The organism is Xanthomonas sp. BRIP62415, from assembly GCF_003993515.1.
In the GTDB taxonomy this organism is placed as follows: Bacteria; Pseudomonadota; Gammaproteobacteria; order Xanthomonadales; family Xanthomonadaceae; genus Xanthomonas; species Xanthomonas euroxanthea.
The window spans coordinates 75955-90756 of sequence record NZ_QEZH01000032.1 but is presented as its reverse complement, the minus strand read 5'-3'; the positions used below and the strand labels follow the sequence as shown (position 1 = coordinate 90756).

The following is a 14802-nucleotide window of genomic DNA, read 5'->3' as shown; positions in this document are numbered from 1 at the left end:
CTGGCGTGCATCCGTCAGCTGGGGCAGGAGCATTGCATGCGCACCCAAATCGCGATCATCGGCGCCGGCCCGTCCGGCCTGTTGCTGGGCGAGCTGTTGCTGCGGGCCGGCATCGACACCGTGGTGATCGAGCGGCAGACGCCGGACCACGTGCTGGGACGGATTCGTGCCGGCGTGCTGGAACAGGGCAGTGTGGCGCTGTTGCAGCGGGCAGGGGTTGGCGAACGCGTGCAGCGCGAGGGCCTGCCGCATCACGGCTTCGAACTGTCGCTGGATGGCCGCCGGGAGCGGATCGACCTGCTGCGCGGTTGCGGACGCAGCGTCACCGTCTACGGCCAGACCGAGGTCACTGCCGATCTGATGCAGGCACGTGCACGCAGCGCTGCGCCGACGTACTACAGCGCGCAGGACGTGACGCTGTGCGGGGTGGAAAGCGACGCACCCGCGGTGGAGTTCACCCATGACGGGCGGCGCCAGCGCATCGACTGCGACTACATCGTCGGCTGCGACGGCTTCCATGGCATCAGCCGCGCCAGCATTCCGCCCGAGCGACTGCGCCTGTTCGAGCGGGTGTATCCGTTCGGGTGGCTTGGCGTGCTTGCCGACACCCCGCCGGTCCACGACGAGTTGGTCTACGCGCAGCACCCGCGCGGCTTCGCGTTGTGTTCGATGCGCTCGCCGACGCGTTCGCGCTACTACGTACAGGTACCGGCCGATGCGCGGGTAGAGGCATGGAGCGACCAGGCGTTCTGGGATGCATTGCGTGCGCGGTTGCCCGAGACGCTGGCTGCGCAACTGATCACCGGGCCATCGATCGAAAAGAGCATTGCGCCGTTGCGTAGCTTCGTCGCCGAGCCGATGCAGTACGGGCGCCTGTTCCTGGCCGGCGACGCGGCGCATATCGTGCCGCCCACCGGCGCCAAGGGCTTGAATCTGGCGCTGGCCGATGTCGGCCTGCTTGCGCAATTGTTCGAGCGCTGGAACGCGTGTGGCGATGCCGAGGTGCTGCAACAGTACTCGGCGCTGGCGCTGCAACGCGTCTGGAAGGCCGAACGGTTTTCATGGTGGATGACCACCTTGCTGCATACCTTCGCCGACCAGGACGCGTTCACCGCACGCATTCATGCCGCGGAACTGGAGTATCTGCTGGGCAGCGAGGCAGGGCGCGCGACGGTGGCTGAAAACTACGCCGGCCTGCCACTGGTGGAACTGCCGGAGTAAGTGTGGCCATGACCGCTGCCGGAGATCCCTCGTGTGCGCCTGAGAATTCGGCCGCAGTGGTTACCTATGGATTACCACCAATGTCGGAAGTGCCCTGGTGCACTCCAGGGCGGCTAGCGGGCGAGCAGACGCGGCCGTTAGGCTGGCGGCGACGCGTAGAAACCCTGTCTGCCAAGGCGCGTCATTCCCCCAATCAGCGGCGCACCGTGCTGGCGTTCCAGCCAGCGTAGCGCCCGTCTCCACATGAGGAGTCTTCCATGAATAAGCTGTTCTCCCGCGCCTTGCTACTGGTCATGCTGGTAGCGCCGGTGGCTGCGTTCGCGCAGACCGCGGTGACCGAAAATCCCAACCACCAGAAGATGCTGCTCGGCTCCACCTGGCCGGAGACTGTCAACAAGCGGCTGGTTTACGACTTCTGGCGCATCGTGTTCGAGGCCGGGCAGGTGCAGGAAGCGCCGAAATACATGGACAAGAACTACATCCAGCACAACCCGAACGTGGCGAACGGCCGCGATGCCTTCATCGCGTTCCTGACCGCGTTCGTGCCGCCGACACCGGTGCAGGAACGCGTGCAGCTGCCGCTGGTGGCCATCACCGCCGACCGTGACCTGGTCACGCTGGTGTCGGTGCGCACGCTGCCGGATCCGCGCGATCCGAGCAAGACCTACACCACCACCTGGTTCGACATGTTCCGCATCGAAAAGGGCCTGATCAAGGAGCACTGGGATCCGGACACCATTGCCGGCCGCGCCAATACCGGCGGGCAGTAATCGCTGCTGCGTTGCAGGGCTGCAGTGTGCAGCTCTGCAATGCGTGATCCGTGCAGGGAGTAACAACCGTGCAAGCGGTTGACGAAAACGAAAACGCCCGCCTGATGGCGGGCGTCGTCGTCTTGATGACAGCGGTCAGCTGATACGGAAGCCCATCGTCGCTTCCACCGCCTGCTGCCAGCCGGCATACAGTTGTTCGCGCTTGTCCTCGGCCATGGTCGGCTCGAAGCGGCGATCCACCGCCCACTGCTTGGCGATCTCTTCGCGGCTGCTCCAGAACCCGGTTGCCAAGCCGGCCAGATAGGCGGCGCCGAGCGCAGTGGTTTCGGCCACTTCCGGGCGCAGCACCGGCACGTTGAGCATGTCGCTCTGGAACTGCGCCATGAAATCGTTGGCGATTGCGCCGCCGTCGGCGCGCAGTTCCTTCAGTTCGATGCCCGAATCGGCCTGCATCGCGGTCAACACGTCGCGGGTCTGGTACGCCATCGATTCCACCGCCGCGCGCACGAAATGTTCCTTGGTGGTGCCGCGGGTCAGCCCGAACACCGCGCCGCGGATATCGCTGCGCCAGTACGGCGCGCCCAGGCCGACGAAGGCCGGCACCAGATAGACCCCGTCGTTGTCGCCGGCGCGTTCGGCATAGGCCTGCGAGTCGCTGGCCTTGCCGAGCATGCGCAGGCCGTCGCGCAGCCATTGCACCACCGACCCTGCGACGAAGATCGAGCCTTCCAGCGCATATTCGACCTTGCCGTCGATGCCCCAGGCAATCGTGGTCAACAGGCCGGCCTTGGACGCGACCGCCTTGTCGCCGGTGTTCATCAGCGCAAAGCAACCGGTGCCGTAGGTGTTCTTGGCCATGCCCGGTTCGAAGCAGGCTTGGCCGAACAACGCCGCCTGCTGGTCGCCGGCGATGCCCGCGATCGGCACCTGCTCGCCATAGAAATACTGGGTCTGGGTCATGCCGTAGATTTCGCTGGACGAGCGCACCTCCGGCAGCATCTCCTTCGGCACGTCGAGCATGGCCAGCAGCTCGGCATCCCACTCCAGCGTGTGGATGTTGTACATCAAGGTGCGCGATGCATTGGTGTAGTCGGTGACGTGCACCTTGCCGCCGGTGAGATTCCAGATCAGCCAGCTGTCGATGGTGCCGAAGGCCAGTTCGCCGTTGCGCGCGCGTTCGCGGGCGCCGTCGACGTGATCCAGGATCCACTTGACCTTGGTGCCGGAAAAATACGCATCGATCAGCAGGCCGGTCTTGTCGCGCACCATCTGCTCGTGCCCGGCCTCCTTGAGTTGCGTACAGATGTCCTTGGTCTGCCGCGATTGCCAGACGATGGCGTTGTAGATCGGCTGGCCGGTGGCCTTGTCCCACACCACCGCGGTCTCGCGCTGGTTGGTGATGCCGATGCCGGCGATCGAGCGCGCATCGATCTGCGCATTGTTGAGCAGCTCGGTGATCGTGGTGTAGACGCTGGTCATGATCTCGCGCGGGTTGTGTTCCACCCAGCCCGGCTGCGGAAAGATCTGGCCGAACTCGCGCTGCGCCACGCCGGCCACCTTGCCGTTGCGATCGAACAGCATCGCGCGCGAGCTGGTGGTGCCTTGATCGATCGCAAGGACGTATTGCTTTTCCATCGGAGATTCCTCGAACAATGCCGGCGCTGGCGCACGGCGAGAAAGTGGGCAATGCACGCCGCTGTTCGAGAGGCCAATGAAACCGGGGCCTGCTCCACAGCGGAGCGGTGCTGTCAGTCGTGCAGTAGTGCGGTCAGCGCGGATCGAGCGGCGCTTTGCCGCCTTGCAGGTGGCGCACGCGTGCCGGCAGGAACGGCAGGATCAGCCACTGGTAGGCAAGCGCGCCGATCGGGCCGCCGATCAACGGGCCGACGATGGGGATCCACCAGTAGTTGTCCTTGGCCGGCAAGGCGGCTTCGCCCCAACCGGCAAGGTAGGCGAACAGGCGCGGGCCGAAGTCGCGCGCCGGATTCATCGCCCAGGCTTCCAGATAGCCCATCGATGCGCCCAGCGTGGCCACCAGCAGGCCGATCATCAGCGCGCCGGAATTGGCGGTCGGCGCAGCTTCGTTGAACTGCTCGGTGATGGCGAAGATGCCGAAGATCAGGAACGCGGTGATGATGATCTGGTCGACCAGCGCATGCATCGGCGTGACCGCAAGGCCGGGGGCGGTGAAGAACACCCCGGCGGCGCCACCGGCTTCGCGGGTGAGCTGCTGCACCTGGTTGTAGTGGTCGATCACCGGGCCATACAACTGGTAGACGATGGCCGCGCCCAGGAACGCACCGATCACCTGCGCGCCCCAGTACGGCAGCACCTTCTTCCAGGAGAACCCGCGGAACAGTGCCAGCGCCAGCGTCACTGCCGGATTGGCATGCGTGCCGGACACCGAGCCGGTGACATAGATCGCCAGCGTCACCGCCAGGCCCCAGGCGATACAGACGCCCCAATAGGCGTTCTGGTACGGGCTGGGATCGTAGAGGACGTACATGGCCGCGACCGAATCGCCGAGCGCGATGATGATGAACATCGCCACCGCTTCGGAAATCAACTCACCCACCAGTTGGCGGCTCATGCGCGCGACCCCGTGCCGAGGGCGACGACGCAGGCAGGGTGGTGCGATGCGCGCATCGGCGCGCAGGGGTGCTGGGTAATGCTCATCTGGGGGTGCCCTCCACGTGACTCAGGATGATGCCGGCGAATGCGCCAGGATACGTTGCCGAACGACCCGTCCTCGCCGGCAACGCGGTTCGATCAGGCCGGCACGGCATCCGCCTGCTGGACCGATTGCGTCTGCAGGTACGCTTCCAGGCGCGCGCGCCCGGCCGCGTCGATGCGCAGACCGAGTTTGCTGCGGCGCCACAGGATGTCGTCGGCGGTCACGGCCCACTCGTGGGCGCACAGGTAGTCCACCTCGGCCTGGTACAGATCGGCACCGAAGTGCGTGCCCAATGCCGCGATATCCTGCGCATCGCCCAGCAGCTGCTCCGCGCAGGTGCCGTAGTTGCGCACCAGCCGCTGCGCGGTGGGTGCCGGCAGCCACGGGCGTGCCGTGCGCACGCGTTCGAGCAGGCTGGCGATATCGCGCTGTTCGCCGCCCGGCAATGCATCGCCGCGCGCGGTCCATGCCGGCTTGCGTGCACCCAGTGCCTGGGTCAGGCGGTCGACCGCTTCTTCGGCCAGTTTGCGATAGGTGGTCAGCTTGCCGCCGAAGACGTTGAGCAATGGTGCGCCGTCGGTGAGCACTTCCAGCTGGTAATCGCGGGTGACTTCGGCGGCGTTGTCTTCGGCATCGTCGAGCAGCGGGCGCACGCCGCTATAGCTCCACACCACGTCGGCAGGGCTGATCTGCTGCTGGAAATACAGGTTCACCGCCTCGCACAGGTACTGCACCTCGGCCGCATCGATGCTGGGTGCGGCGGGGTCGGCCTGGTAATCCACGTCGGTGGTGCCGATCAGGGTGAAGTCGTGCTCGTACGGAATGGCGAACACGATGCGCCGATCCGGTTGCTGAAAGATGTACGCATGGTCGTGGTCGAACAATTTTGGCACCACGATATGGCTGCCCTTGACCAGGCGCAGTGCGTGCTTGTGCGGCACTGCGGCGACCTTGTCCAGGAACGACACCGCCCACGGCCCGGCCGCATTGGCGAGCGCGCGCGCCTGCACGGTGCGGCGGCGGCCGTCGCGGTCTTCCAGTTCGGCGTACCAGAAGCCCGCATCGCGCCAGGCACCCACACAGCGCGTGCGCGTGCGGATCTGGGCACCGCGCTTGGCGGCGTCCATCGCATTGAGCACCACCAGCCGCGCGTCCTGCACCCAGGCATCGGAATAGACAAAGCCGGTGCGCAGCGATTCCTGCAGCGGCTGGCCGACCGGGTGCGTGCGCAGCGACAGCCGGCGCGAGCGCGGCAGGCTGCGCTTGCTGCCGCCGAGATGGTCGTACAGGAACAGGCCGGCGCGAATCATCCAGGCCGGGCGCAGATGCGGTTGATGCGGCAGCAGGAAGCGCAGCGGCCAGATGATGTGCGGGGCCAGCCGCAGCAGCACTTCGCGCTCGGCCAGCGCCTTGCCGACCAGTGCGAACTCGTACTGCTCCAGGTAGCGCAGGCCGCCGTGAATGAGCTTGGTGCTGGCGCTGCTGGTATGCGCGGCCAGGTCGTCCTGCTCGCACAGGCACACCGACAGGCCACGCCCGGCCGCATCGCGGGCGATGCCGACCCCGTTGATGCCGCCGCCTATCACCAGAAGATCGTATGTCTCGCCCATTGGTGTCTCCGTCCGGGCGCGCAGGAGCGAACCCAAGTTGTCATGTTCGAACATATTCGAACATCAAACCTTTTTGGAACGTGAAGAGCTGCGACGCCCGGGCTGCGGGCGACGTTCTAATGTTTGAGCCTATCGGGAACTCAAATTCGATCGCCAGGGTGGATCGATCGGGCGATTCAATCGGGGTGTGCATTGCGCAAACGCACACAAACGAACAAACGGCTCAGCCGGCGTTGCCGGGTGCGGCCAGATGCACGCGGGTGCCGGCCTCGGCCAGCACGGCGGCCAGCTCCTGCGGCGGCGGCCGGTCGGTGAACCAGTCGTGCACCTGGGCGATTGCGCCCAGTCGCACCATGGCGTTGCGGCCGAACTTGCTGTGGTCGGCGGCCAGCAACACCTGCCGCGAGTGTTCGATGATGGCCTGGGCCACGCGTACTTCCTGGTAGTCGAAGTCCAGCAAGGTGCCATCCAGGTCGATGCCGGAAATGCCGATCACCCCGAAGTCCACCTTGAATTGCCGGATCAGCTCCACCGTCGCCTCGCCGGTCACGCCCTGGTCGCGCCCGCGCACCACGCCGCCGGCCACGATCACCTCGAAGCTGGGATTGGCGCTGAGCATCACCGCCACGTTGAGGTTGTTGGTGATCACGCGCAGGCCGCGGTGCTGCAGCAAGGCGCGCGCGACCTCTTCGTTGGTGGTGCCCAGGTTGATGAACAGCGAGGCATCGTCGGGGATGAAGCGGGCGACCTGTGCGGCGATGTGCTGTTTCTCGCGCGCCTGCAGCGCCTTGCGCGCGGTGTAGGCCAGGTTTTCCACGCTCGAGGGCATGCTGACGCCACCGTGATAGCGGCGCAGCACGCCGGCATCGCACAGCAGGGTCAGGTCGCGCCGGATGGTCTGCGGCGTCACCTCGAAGCGCGTCGCCAGCCCTTCCACCTCGGCAAAGCCCTGCTGCCGCACCAATGCCACCAATTGTTCCTGGCGCGGGTTGAGTGCCGGCGCCGGGACCGTCCTGTAGTGAGTCGACTCCATGCGCAGATGATCGCGCATGCGCGTGAGGATGCAAACACGCGCCGCGTGAGCGCCGGCGTGTCGATGGCCGCGCTCAGCCCAGCTCGCCCCGGTAGCCGGTATCGATGGTGATGCTGCCGCCCACCGCGCGCGAGACGCAGGCGCACAGCTTGCGGTTCTCGCGGCGCTGTTCGTCGCTGAAGAACACATCGCGGTGATCGATATCGGCCGCGCTGTCCAGCACCTCGACCGCGCACAGCCCGCATTCGCCGCGCCGGCATTCGGCGATCAGCTCCACCCCGGCGTCGGCCAGTGCATCCAGCATCGATTCGTTCTCGGCCACCGGCACTTCCAGCCCGAGCCCGGGCAGCTTGACCACGAAGGCCTGCGCCGGCACCCGCCCGCTGTTGCCGAAGGTTTCGAAATGCAGCCGCGCGCGCGAACGCCCGGCCGCGTGCCAGTGCTGGCGCACCGCTTCGAGCATGCCGAGCGGGCCGCACACGTACACCTCGGCAGTGGGCGACAGCCGCGCCAGCTCGGCAGCAAGCTCCGGCCGGCCGGCATCATCGTCGCAGTGCAGTTGCAGGCGCTCGCCGAGCAGCGCTTCCAGTTCGTCGACATAGGCCATTGCACGGCGCGTACGTCCGACATAGAGCAGGCGGAACGCGCGGTGGCGGCGCGCCAGCCGCTGCGCCATGCCGATGATCGGGGTGATGCCGATCCCGCCGGCGATCAGCAGGATCTCCTCGCCGCCTTCATCCAGCGCGAAGTTGTTGCTGGGCGGGGAGATCTCCACCACATCGCCGGGCTGCAGCGTCCACATGTGCCGCGAGCCGCCGCGGCTGTCGGGCATCTGCCGTACCGCGATCTGGTAGTAGCCGTCGGCACGCGGCTCGCCCACCAGCGAGTACGAGCGCACGTCGGCGCGGCCATGCAGCTGCAGGCGAAAATCCAGATGGCTGCCGACCTCGAAGCCGCGTGCCGCGGTGCCCGGGTCGAGCACGATCTCGCGCACGCCCTCGCAGGCATCGGCGATGCTGACGACATGGGCACGGTGCCACTGGGTGTCTTTACGCATGGGGAACTCCAGGCAGAAGGGCGGGCTGGCTGCTGCCAGCGGTGGCGGGATGGGCGCGGCCGATCAATGCACCACCGCGCACCCGGGTGATCGCCGCCGGGGTCTGCAGCACGTGACGCAGATTGCGATGGGCCAGCCGTGCGTGTTCGCGCATCAGCGCTTCGGCACGCGCGCCCTGGCGGTCCTCGATGGCGGCGATGATTTCGCGGTGCTGGTCCTGCGCCAGGGTCAGGATCAGCCGCGCCTCGGTGCTGGTGGTCTGCGCCATGACCAGGCTGTTGGGCGAGGCGAACGGCAGCTGCAGCACGCGGGTGAGTTCGCGGCCCAGCACATCGCTGCCGGCCATGGCCACCAGCAGCGCGTGGAACTGCGCATTGGCCTGCACGTACGCGCTGAAGTCGATGGCCTGCAGCGGCGGGCCGACGATGCCGTCGAGCGTGTCCAGCAACTGGCGTGCCTGGGCCAGTGCCGCGGCCGATGCGCCGCGTTCGGCCGCGATGCGCGCGGCCAGGCCTTCGAGCGTGCCGCGCAGCTCGATTGCATCGTGCACATCGCGTTCGCTGAAGGCCTGCACCGCATAGCCGCCGCCCGGCAGTGCGCTGGCCAGGCCTTCCTCGCACAGCCGCTGCAATGCCGCGCGTACCGGGGTGCGCGACATGCCCAGCCGCTGCACCACCGCCAGCTCGGACAGGCGCGTTCCGGCGGGCAGGGTGCCGTCGAGGATCAGTTCGCGTAGCGACAGCAGCGCACGCGTGGTCTGCGCGGCACTGCTGCGAAACGGAGTGCTGGGCGACATACGGAGCTCCCGGCGCGCTGCCTCAGCCCACCATGCGCAGCGACAGTTCCTGCGCGCGCTGTTCCTGGGCGATCAGCCGGTCGATCACGCGGCGTGCCCACATCCCGCCGGCATCGACGTTGAGGTTGTAGAAGGTGTGATCCGGATGCGCGTCGATGGCGCGTTGCTGCGCTTCCAGCACCGCCTCGTCCTCGCCGAACACGCCGGTGACGCCTGCGCGGGTGAGCGTGGTCAGGGATTGATCGTGCAGCGCGTAGTTGCGCATGAACGCCCAGAAGTAGTGGCAGGTGGTGTCGGTTTCGGGCGTGATGGTATTGAGCACGTAGCCGTTGACGCCCTGGCTGCGGTCGCCCTCCGGCGCGCCGGTGCCGGCGATGGCCACGCCGACATCGATGGCGATGGTGCCGGGCGCTTCGAAGCGGATGATCTGCCAGCGGTCGACCTTGCCGCGGTAATCCAGATGGCGCGCGATCTGGCTGGCCCAGAACGGTGGCGCGTCGATATTGCGCATCCAGCGCGACACCACCACCGAGCGGTCGCCATGCATCACCTCGAACGGCGCTTCGGCGATCTCGTCCTGGCCGATGCTGGAGCCATGCACGAAGGTCTCGTGGGTCAGGTCCATCAGGTTGTCCAGCACCAGCCGGTAGTCGCACTTGGCGTAGATGGTGCGGCCATCGCCGGCCCAGGCCGGGTCGTGCGCCCAGTGCAGGTCGGGAATCAGGCGGGTGTCGGCCTGCGCCGGGTCACCCGGCCAGATCCACACATAGCGATGCTTCTCGGCCACCGGAAAACTGCGCACGCACGCAGAGGGATTGATGGTCTCCTGCGAGGGCATGTGCACGCAGCGGCCCTGGCTGTTGTAGACCAGCCCGTGATACCCGCACACCACATCGTCGCCACGCAGCTTGCCCATCGACAGCGGCACCAGGCGATGCCAGCACGCATCTTCGAGCGCGATCACCGCCCCGGCGGTGCTGCGGTAGACCACCACATCCAGGTTGCAGACCTTGCGCGGGGTCAGCGCGTGCTTGATCTCGTGGTCCCAGGCGACGGCATACCACGCGTTGAGGGGAAACAGCTGCTTGGACTGGGACATGACCGTGACTCCTGGGGTTTGTATACAACCTGGGGTGCGGATCGGCAGTAGTGCGCCGGCTGGCAACCAGTTGACGCCCATGCCAGCGCTGGCGTCTGCTTGCGAGCGAAGTTATGTATACACCGGAGACAATGTTGGAGTATCAGTCGCGCAGCGAAATTGTGCGATTATCGAGTTGGTACACCGATAATCGCATTGACCGGGCCGTGCAGCTGCGCCTAACGTGACCGCACGCTCGCTGCGCAGGACCCAGGCAATGGCCCAGATCGTCCCCCTTTCAGAAGCGGTGTCCCAGCTGATCGCCGATGGCGACTGCGTGGCGATGGAAGGCTTCACCCATCTGATTCCGCATGCGGCCGGCCACGAGGTGATCCGCCAGCGCAAGCGCGACCTGCGCCTGGTGCGCATGACCCCGGACCTGATCTACGACCAGCTGATCGGCGCCGGCTGCGCATCGGCATTGCGGTTTTCCTGGGGTGGCAATCCCGGCGTCGGCTCGCTGCACCGGCTGCGCGATGCGGTCGAACGCGGCTGGCCGCAGCCGCTGCAGATCCGCGAACACAGCCATGCCGACATGGCCAACGCGTATGTGGCCGGTGCCTCGGGCCTTCCGTTTGCGGTGCTGCGCGGGTACGTCGGCTCGGACCTGCCGCGCGTCAACGACAGCATCCGCTTCCTGCAATGCCCCTACACCGGCGAGACGCTGGCCACCACGCCGGCGGTCAACCCCGATGTCACCGTGATCCATGCGCAGCAGGCCGACCGCCGCGGCAATGTGCTGCTGTGGGGCATCCTGGGCGTGCAGAAAGAGGCCGCGCTGGCCGCGCGCAAGGTGATCGTCACGGTGGAGGAGATCGTCGACACGCTGGAGGCGCCGCCCAACGCCTGCATCCTGCCGCGCTGGGTGGTCGATGCGGTCTGCCACGTGCCCGGTGGCGCCGCGCCCTCGTACGCGCATGGCTATTACGCCCGCGACAACCGCTTCTATCTGGCCTGGGATGCGATCGCGCGCGACCGCGCACGCTTCCAGGCCTGGATCCAGACGCACATTCTCGACACCGACGATTTCGCAGCGTTCCAGCGCGTGTACGCGCACTCGCTGCTGCAGGTGGCCGCATGAGCGACCACAGCACCAACGAGATGATGACCGTGGCCGCGGCGCGGCGCCTGCCCGATGGCGCGGTGTGCTTCGTCGGCATCGGCCTGCCGTCCACGGCCGCCAACCTGGCGCGGCTGACGCATGCGCCGGATGTCACCCTGATCTACGAATCCGGCCCGATCGGCGCGCGCCCGGATGTGCTGCCGTTGTCGATCGGCGACGGCGAACTGGCCGACACCGCCGACACCGTGGTCTCCACGCCGGAGATCTTCCGCTACTGGCTGCAGGGTGGCCGCGTGGACGTGGGCTTCCTGGGCGCGGCGCAGATCGATCGCCATGCCAACCTCAACACCACGGTGATCGGCCCGTACGCGGCGCCCAGGACGCGGCTGCCCGGCGCAGGCGGGGCACCGGAGATCGCGGCCAGCGCCAAGCAGGTGTTCATCATCATGCGCCAATCCACACGCAGCTTCGTGCCCGCGCTGGACTTCGTCACCACGGTCGGGCATCTGGACGGTGGCGATGCGCGGCAGCGTGCAGGCCTGCCCGGCGCCGGCCCCAGCGTGGTCGTCACCGACCTGTGCGTGATGGAGCCCGACCCCGTGACCCGCGAACTCACCGTCACCGCGCTGCATCCCGGCAGCACCCGCGAGCAGGTGCGCGCGGCCACCGGCTGGCCGATCCGCTTTGCCGACGCTCTGGCGCAGACCACCCCGCCCAGTGCCGCGGAATTGCAGGCGCTGCGCGCGCTGCAGGCACGCACCGACGCGGCGCACGGCAAGCAGGCAGCCGGAGCCGAGGCATGAGCGCGGTCTATCTGATCGATGGCATCCGCACGCCGATCGGGCGCTACGGCGGTGCACTGGCCGGGGTGCGCGCCGACGACCTGGGCGCGGTCCCGATCGCCGCGTTGATGGCACGCAATCCGCAACTGGAGCCGGCGCTGATCGATGACGTGTATCTGGGCTGCGCCAACCAGGCAGGCGAAGACAATCGCAATGTCGCGCGCATGAGTCTGTTGCTGGCGGGGCTGCCCAGTTCGGTGCCGGGCAGCACGCTCAATCGCCTGTGCGGCTCCGGGCTGGACGCGGTCGGCACCGTGGCGCGCGGCATCCGTGCCGGTGAACTGGGGCTGGCGATCGCCGGCGGGGTCGAGTCGATGACCCGCGCGCCCTGGGTCATGGGCAAGGCCGAGAGCGCGTTCGCCCGCACGCAACAGCTGGAAGACACCACGATGGGCTGGCGGTTCGTCAATCCGCGCCTGCAGGGCGCCTATGGCGTGGAGCTGATGGGCGAAACCGCCGAAAACGTCGCCCAGCGCCACGCCATCGCGCGCGAAGACCAGGATGCGTTCGCGCTGCGTAGCCAGCAACGCGCCGCCGCCGCACAGGCAGCGGGATTTTTCGAGGGGGAGATCACCCCGGTGCCCGTGACCGCACGCAAAGGGGGCGAGGCGACCGCTGTCGATCGCGACGAGCATCCACGCCCGAACACCACCGCCGAGATGCTGGCCAAGCTCAAGCCGGTGTTCCGCCAGCCCGGCACGGTGACGGCCGGCAATGCGTCCGGTCTCAACGATGGCGCTGCCGCCATGTTGCTGGCATCCGAGCAGGCCGTGCACGCGCATGGGCTGACCCCGCGCGCACGCGTGCTCGGCTTCGCCTCGGCGGGTGTGGAGCCGGCCTACATGGGGATCGGCCCGGTGCCGGCCACGCAGCGCCTGCTGGCACGCCTGGGCCTGGGCATTGCGCAGTTCGATGCGATCGAACTCAACGAAGCCTTCGCCGCGCAGGTGCTGGCCTGCACGCGCGCGTTCGGCCTGGCCGACGATGCCGCGCACGTCAACGCCAATGGCGGCGCCATCGCGCTGGGCCATCCCCTGGGCATGAGCGGCGCGCGGCTGGCACTGACCTTGTTGCGACAACTGGAAGCGGTCGACGGGCGGCTCGGGCTGGCCAGCATGTGCATCGGGGTGGGGCAGGGCGTGGCGCTGGCAATCGAGCGCGTGTAGTGCGCCGATTGCAACCGCCGCTGCCGTGACCGCACACCCACGTCTTGATCCTGCCGCAGCGCCACCGATGGAGATCCCGCATGCGCGACCCCAGCTCTGACACATTGATCGATCCGCTGCTCGGCTATCGCCGGCCGCGGATCGGCACGCAGCCGGCCTATCTGCATCCGCCCTACGCATCCACCGCATTGCGCGGGCCCACGCGCGCGCCAATCGAGATCCCGGCCACGCTGTCGGAAGTCACCGGCCCGCAGTTGAATCGGCTCACCCTGGGCGCGCATGCGGCCGACCTCACTGCCGGCTTTGCGGGCGAGCCGCTGGGCGAGCGCATCATCGTGTCCGGCCGCGTGCTCGACGAAAACGGCAAGCCGGTGCGCAACAGCGTGGTCGAGGTGTGGCAATGCAATGCCGCTGGCCGCTATCAACATGCCGGCGATCGGCACGACGCACCGCTGGACCCCAACTTCCGCGGCACCGGCCAGGTGCTCACCGACGACCACGGCCGCTATGCATTCAAGACCATCAAGCCGGGCGCGTATCCGTGGCGCAATCACTACAACGCCTGGCGGCCGGCGCATATCCATTTTTCGCTGCATGGCGATGGCATCGGGCAGCGGCTGATCACCCAGATGTATTTCCCCGGCGACCCGCTGCTGGCGCACGACCCGATCTACAACTGCGTGGACGATGCGCTGGCGCGCGAACGCATGGTGTCCCGCTTCGACTGGGAAAACGCGGTGAGCGAATACGCGCTGGCCTACCGCTTCGACATCGTGTTGCGCGGCCGCAAGCAGACGGTCTGGGAGTGAATCGATGAGCCTGCACACCACCCCGTCGCAAACCGTCGGCCCGTACTACCGGCTCGGGCTGGAGCCGCTGTATCGCCAGCAGCTCGCGCCTGCGCAGGCCGCAGGCACGCAGGTGCGGGTCAGCGGTTGCGTCTTCGACGGCGCCGGCAGCCCGGTGGCCGATGCGGTGCTGGAACTGTGGCAAGCCGATGCGGCCGGCATCTATGCGCATGCCGCCGACGCACGCTGCGAGGCGCACGATCCCGGCTTCGATGGCTGGGGCCGCGTGCCGACCGACGCGCAGGGGCGTTTTTCCTTCAGCACCATCAAGCCGGGCCGGGTCGCCGGCCCCGGCGGCGTGCCGCAGGCCGCGCATCTGACCGTGCTGGTGTTCATGCGCGGCCTGTTGCGCGGCGTGTCGACGCGGCTGTACTTCGCCGACGACCCGCAGCTGGGCAGCGATCCCATCCTGGCCCTGGTGCCGGCAGAACGTCGCGGTACGCTGCTGGCCCAGTCGCGTGGCGGCAGCGACTACGTGTGGGACATTCATATGCAGGGTGATGCAGAAACCGTGTTCTTCCACTATTGATCGCATCGTCGGCGCGCTGTTGGCTGCTGCGATGTGTCCGCATGAGCACGACGCC

Annotated in this window: 14 protein-coding genes; 7 read left to right on the top strand and 7 right to left on the bottom strand. The window is 67.5% G+C overall.

The annotated features are described in order from the left end of the window. The first annotated feature begins 36 nt into the window (after positions 1–36). Positions 37–1221, top strand: coding sequence for a 4-hydroxybenzoate 3-monooxygenase (gene pobA / locus EO141_RS17545; RefSeq protein WP_127169818.1), 1185 nt, complete (start codon positions 37–39; stop codon positions 1219–1221). A 257-nt stretch (positions 1222–1478) separates the two neighbouring features. Beyond that, entirely contained in the window at positions 1479–1991 is a 513-nt protein-coding gene (locus EO141_RS17540; protein ID WP_104583857.1) for a nuclear transport factor 2 family protein, read from the top strand. A 135-nt stretch (positions 1992–2126) separates the two neighbouring features. On the opposite strand, the gene glpK is transcribed toward EO141_RS17540, so the two are convergent. From glpK to EO141_RS17505, 7 genes are all read right to left on the bottom strand, one after another. Next, on the bottom strand, positions 2127–3626 hold the full coding sequence (gene glpK, locus EO141_RS17535; protein WP_104583856.1) for a glycerol kinase GlpK: 1500 nt from the start codon (positions 3624–3626) through the stop codon (positions 2127–2129). A 133-nt stretch (positions 3627–3759) separates the two neighbouring features. Then, positions 3760–4581: an MIP/aquaporin family protein gene (locus tag EO141_RS17530; protein ID WP_104650579.1), complete on the bottom strand. Its 822-nt coding sequence runs from the start codon at positions 4579–4581 to the stop codon at positions 3760–3762. Positions 4582–4760: 179 nt separating this feature from the next. Further along, entirely contained in the window at positions 4761–6275 is a 1515-nt protein-coding gene (glpD, locus tag EO141_RS17525; RefSeq protein WP_127169817.1) for a glycerol-3-phosphate dehydrogenase, read from the bottom strand. 223 nt (positions 6276–6498) lie between these two features. Beyond that, positions 6499–7326 (bottom strand): DeoR family transcriptional regulator, encoded by an 828-nt coding sequence (locus EO141_RS17520; RefSeq protein WP_104650580.1) that lies wholly within the window; start codon positions 7324–7326, stop codon positions 6499–6501. A 55-nt stretch (positions 7327–7381) separates the two neighbouring features. Beyond that, a complete protein-coding gene (locus tag EO141_RS17515; RefSeq protein ID WP_119130288.1) occupies positions 7382–8365 on the bottom strand; it encodes a PDR/VanB family oxidoreductase in 984 nt (327 codons plus the stop codon). Beyond that, positions 8358–9161 (bottom strand): GntR family transcriptional regulator, encoded by an 804-nt coding sequence (locus tag EO141_RS17510; protein WP_127169816.1) that lies wholly within the window; start codon positions 9159–9161, stop codon positions 8358–8360. The genes EO141_RS17515 and EO141_RS17510 overlap by 8 nt, the downstream gene beginning before the upstream one ends. A 22-nt stretch (positions 9162–9183) precedes the next feature. Beyond that, on the bottom strand, positions 9184–10260 hold the full coding sequence (locus EO141_RS17505; RefSeq protein ID WP_104583851.1) for an aromatic ring-hydroxylating dioxygenase subunit alpha: 1077 nt from the start codon (positions 10258–10260) through the stop codon (positions 9184–9186). A 256-nt stretch (positions 10261–10516) separates the two neighbouring features. Between EO141_RS17505 and EO141_RS17500 the strand changes: the two genes are divergently transcribed. The 5 genes from EO141_RS17500 (at position 10517) to pcaG (ending at position 14747) form a co-directional block, all read left to right on the top strand. After that, the gene (locus tag EO141_RS17500; protein ID WP_127169815.1) at positions 10517–11380 is read left to right on the top strand and encodes a CoA-transferase; all 864 of its coding nucleotides are present in this window, start codon (positions 10517–10519) and stop codon (positions 11378–11380) included. Beyond that, a complete protein-coding gene (locus tag EO141_RS17495; protein ID WP_127169814.1) occupies positions 11377–12165 on the top strand; it encodes a CoA-transferase subunit beta in 789 nt (262 codons plus the stop codon). The genes EO141_RS17500 and EO141_RS17495 overlap by 4 nt, the downstream gene beginning before the upstream one ends. Further along, entirely contained in the window at positions 12162–13370 is a 1209-nt protein-coding gene (pcaF, locus tag EO141_RS17490; RefSeq protein ID WP_104650584.1) for a 3-oxoadipyl-CoA thiolase, read from the top strand. The genes EO141_RS17495 and pcaF overlap by 4 nt, the downstream gene beginning before the upstream one ends. 80 nt (positions 13371–13450) lie before the next feature. Next, positions 13451–14179: a protocatechuate 3,4-dioxygenase subunit beta gene (pcaH, locus tag EO141_RS17485; protein WP_126941557.1), complete on the top strand. Its 729-nt coding sequence runs from the start codon at positions 13451–13453 to the stop codon at positions 14177–14179. A 4-nt stretch (positions 14180–14183) separates the two neighbouring features. After that, the gene (gene pcaG, locus EO141_RS17480; RefSeq protein WP_127169813.1) at positions 14184–14747 is read left to right on the top strand and encodes a protocatechuate 3,4-dioxygenase subunit alpha; all 564 of its coding nucleotides are present in this window, start codon (positions 14184–14186) and stop codon (positions 14745–14747) included. Positions 14748–14802 lie beyond the last annotated feature (55 nt).

Excerpts from the sequence above, each read along its gene's own strand:
- pcaH (WP_126941557.1), top strand. The coding sequence starts at position 13,451 with ATGCGCGACCCCAGCTCTGACACATTGATCGATCCGCTGCTCGGCTAT.
- EO141_RS17500 (WP_127169815.1), top strand. The coding sequence starts at position 10,517 with ATGGCCCAGATCGTCCCCCTTTCAGAAGCGGTGTCCCAGCTGATCGCC.
- glpD (WP_127169817.1), bottom strand. The coding sequence starts at position 6,275 with ATGGGCGAGACATACGATCTTCTGGTGATAGGCGGCGGCATCAACGGG.
- pcaG (WP_127169813.1), top strand. The coding sequence starts at position 14,184 with ATGAGCCTGCACACCACCCCGTCGCAAACCGTCGGCCCGTACTACCGG.
- EO141_RS17530 (WP_104650579.1), bottom strand. The coding sequence starts at position 4,581 with ATGAGCCGCCAACTGGTGGGTGAGTTGATTTCCGAAGCGGTGGCGATG.
- pobA (WP_127169818.1), top strand. The coding sequence starts at position 37 with ATGCGCACCCAAATCGCGATCATCGGCGCCGGCCCGTCCGGCCTGTTG.
- glpK (WP_104583856.1), bottom strand. The coding sequence starts at position 3,626 with ATGGAAAAGCAATACGTCCTTGCGATCGATCAAGGCACCACCAGCTCG.
- EO141_RS17515 (WP_119130288.1), bottom strand. The coding sequence starts at position 8,365 with ATGCGTAAAGACACCCAGTGGCACCGTGCCCATGTCGTCAGCATCGCC.
- EO141_RS17495 (WP_127169814.1), top strand. The coding sequence starts at position 11,377 with ATGAGCGACCACAGCACCAACGAGATGATGACCGTGGCCGCGGCGCGG.
- EO141_RS17505 (WP_104583851.1), bottom strand. The coding sequence starts at position 10,260 with ATGTCCCAGTCCAAGCAGCTGTTTCCCCTCAACGCGTGGTATGCCGTC.
- EO141_RS17540 (WP_104583857.1), top strand. The coding sequence starts at position 1,479 with ATGAATAAGCTGTTCTCCCGCGCCTTGCTACTGGTCATGCTGGTAGCG.
- pcaF (WP_104650584.1), top strand. The coding sequence starts at position 12,162 with ATGAGCGCGGTCTATCTGATCGATGGCATCCGCACGCCGATCGGGCGC.
- EO141_RS17510 (WP_127169816.1), bottom strand. The coding sequence starts at position 9,161 with ATGTCGCCCAGCACTCCGTTTCGCAGCAGTGCCGCGCAGACCACGCGT.
- EO141_RS17520 (WP_104650580.1), bottom strand. The coding sequence starts at position 7,326 with ATGCGCGATCATCTGCGCATGGAGTCGACTCACTACAGGACGGTCCCG.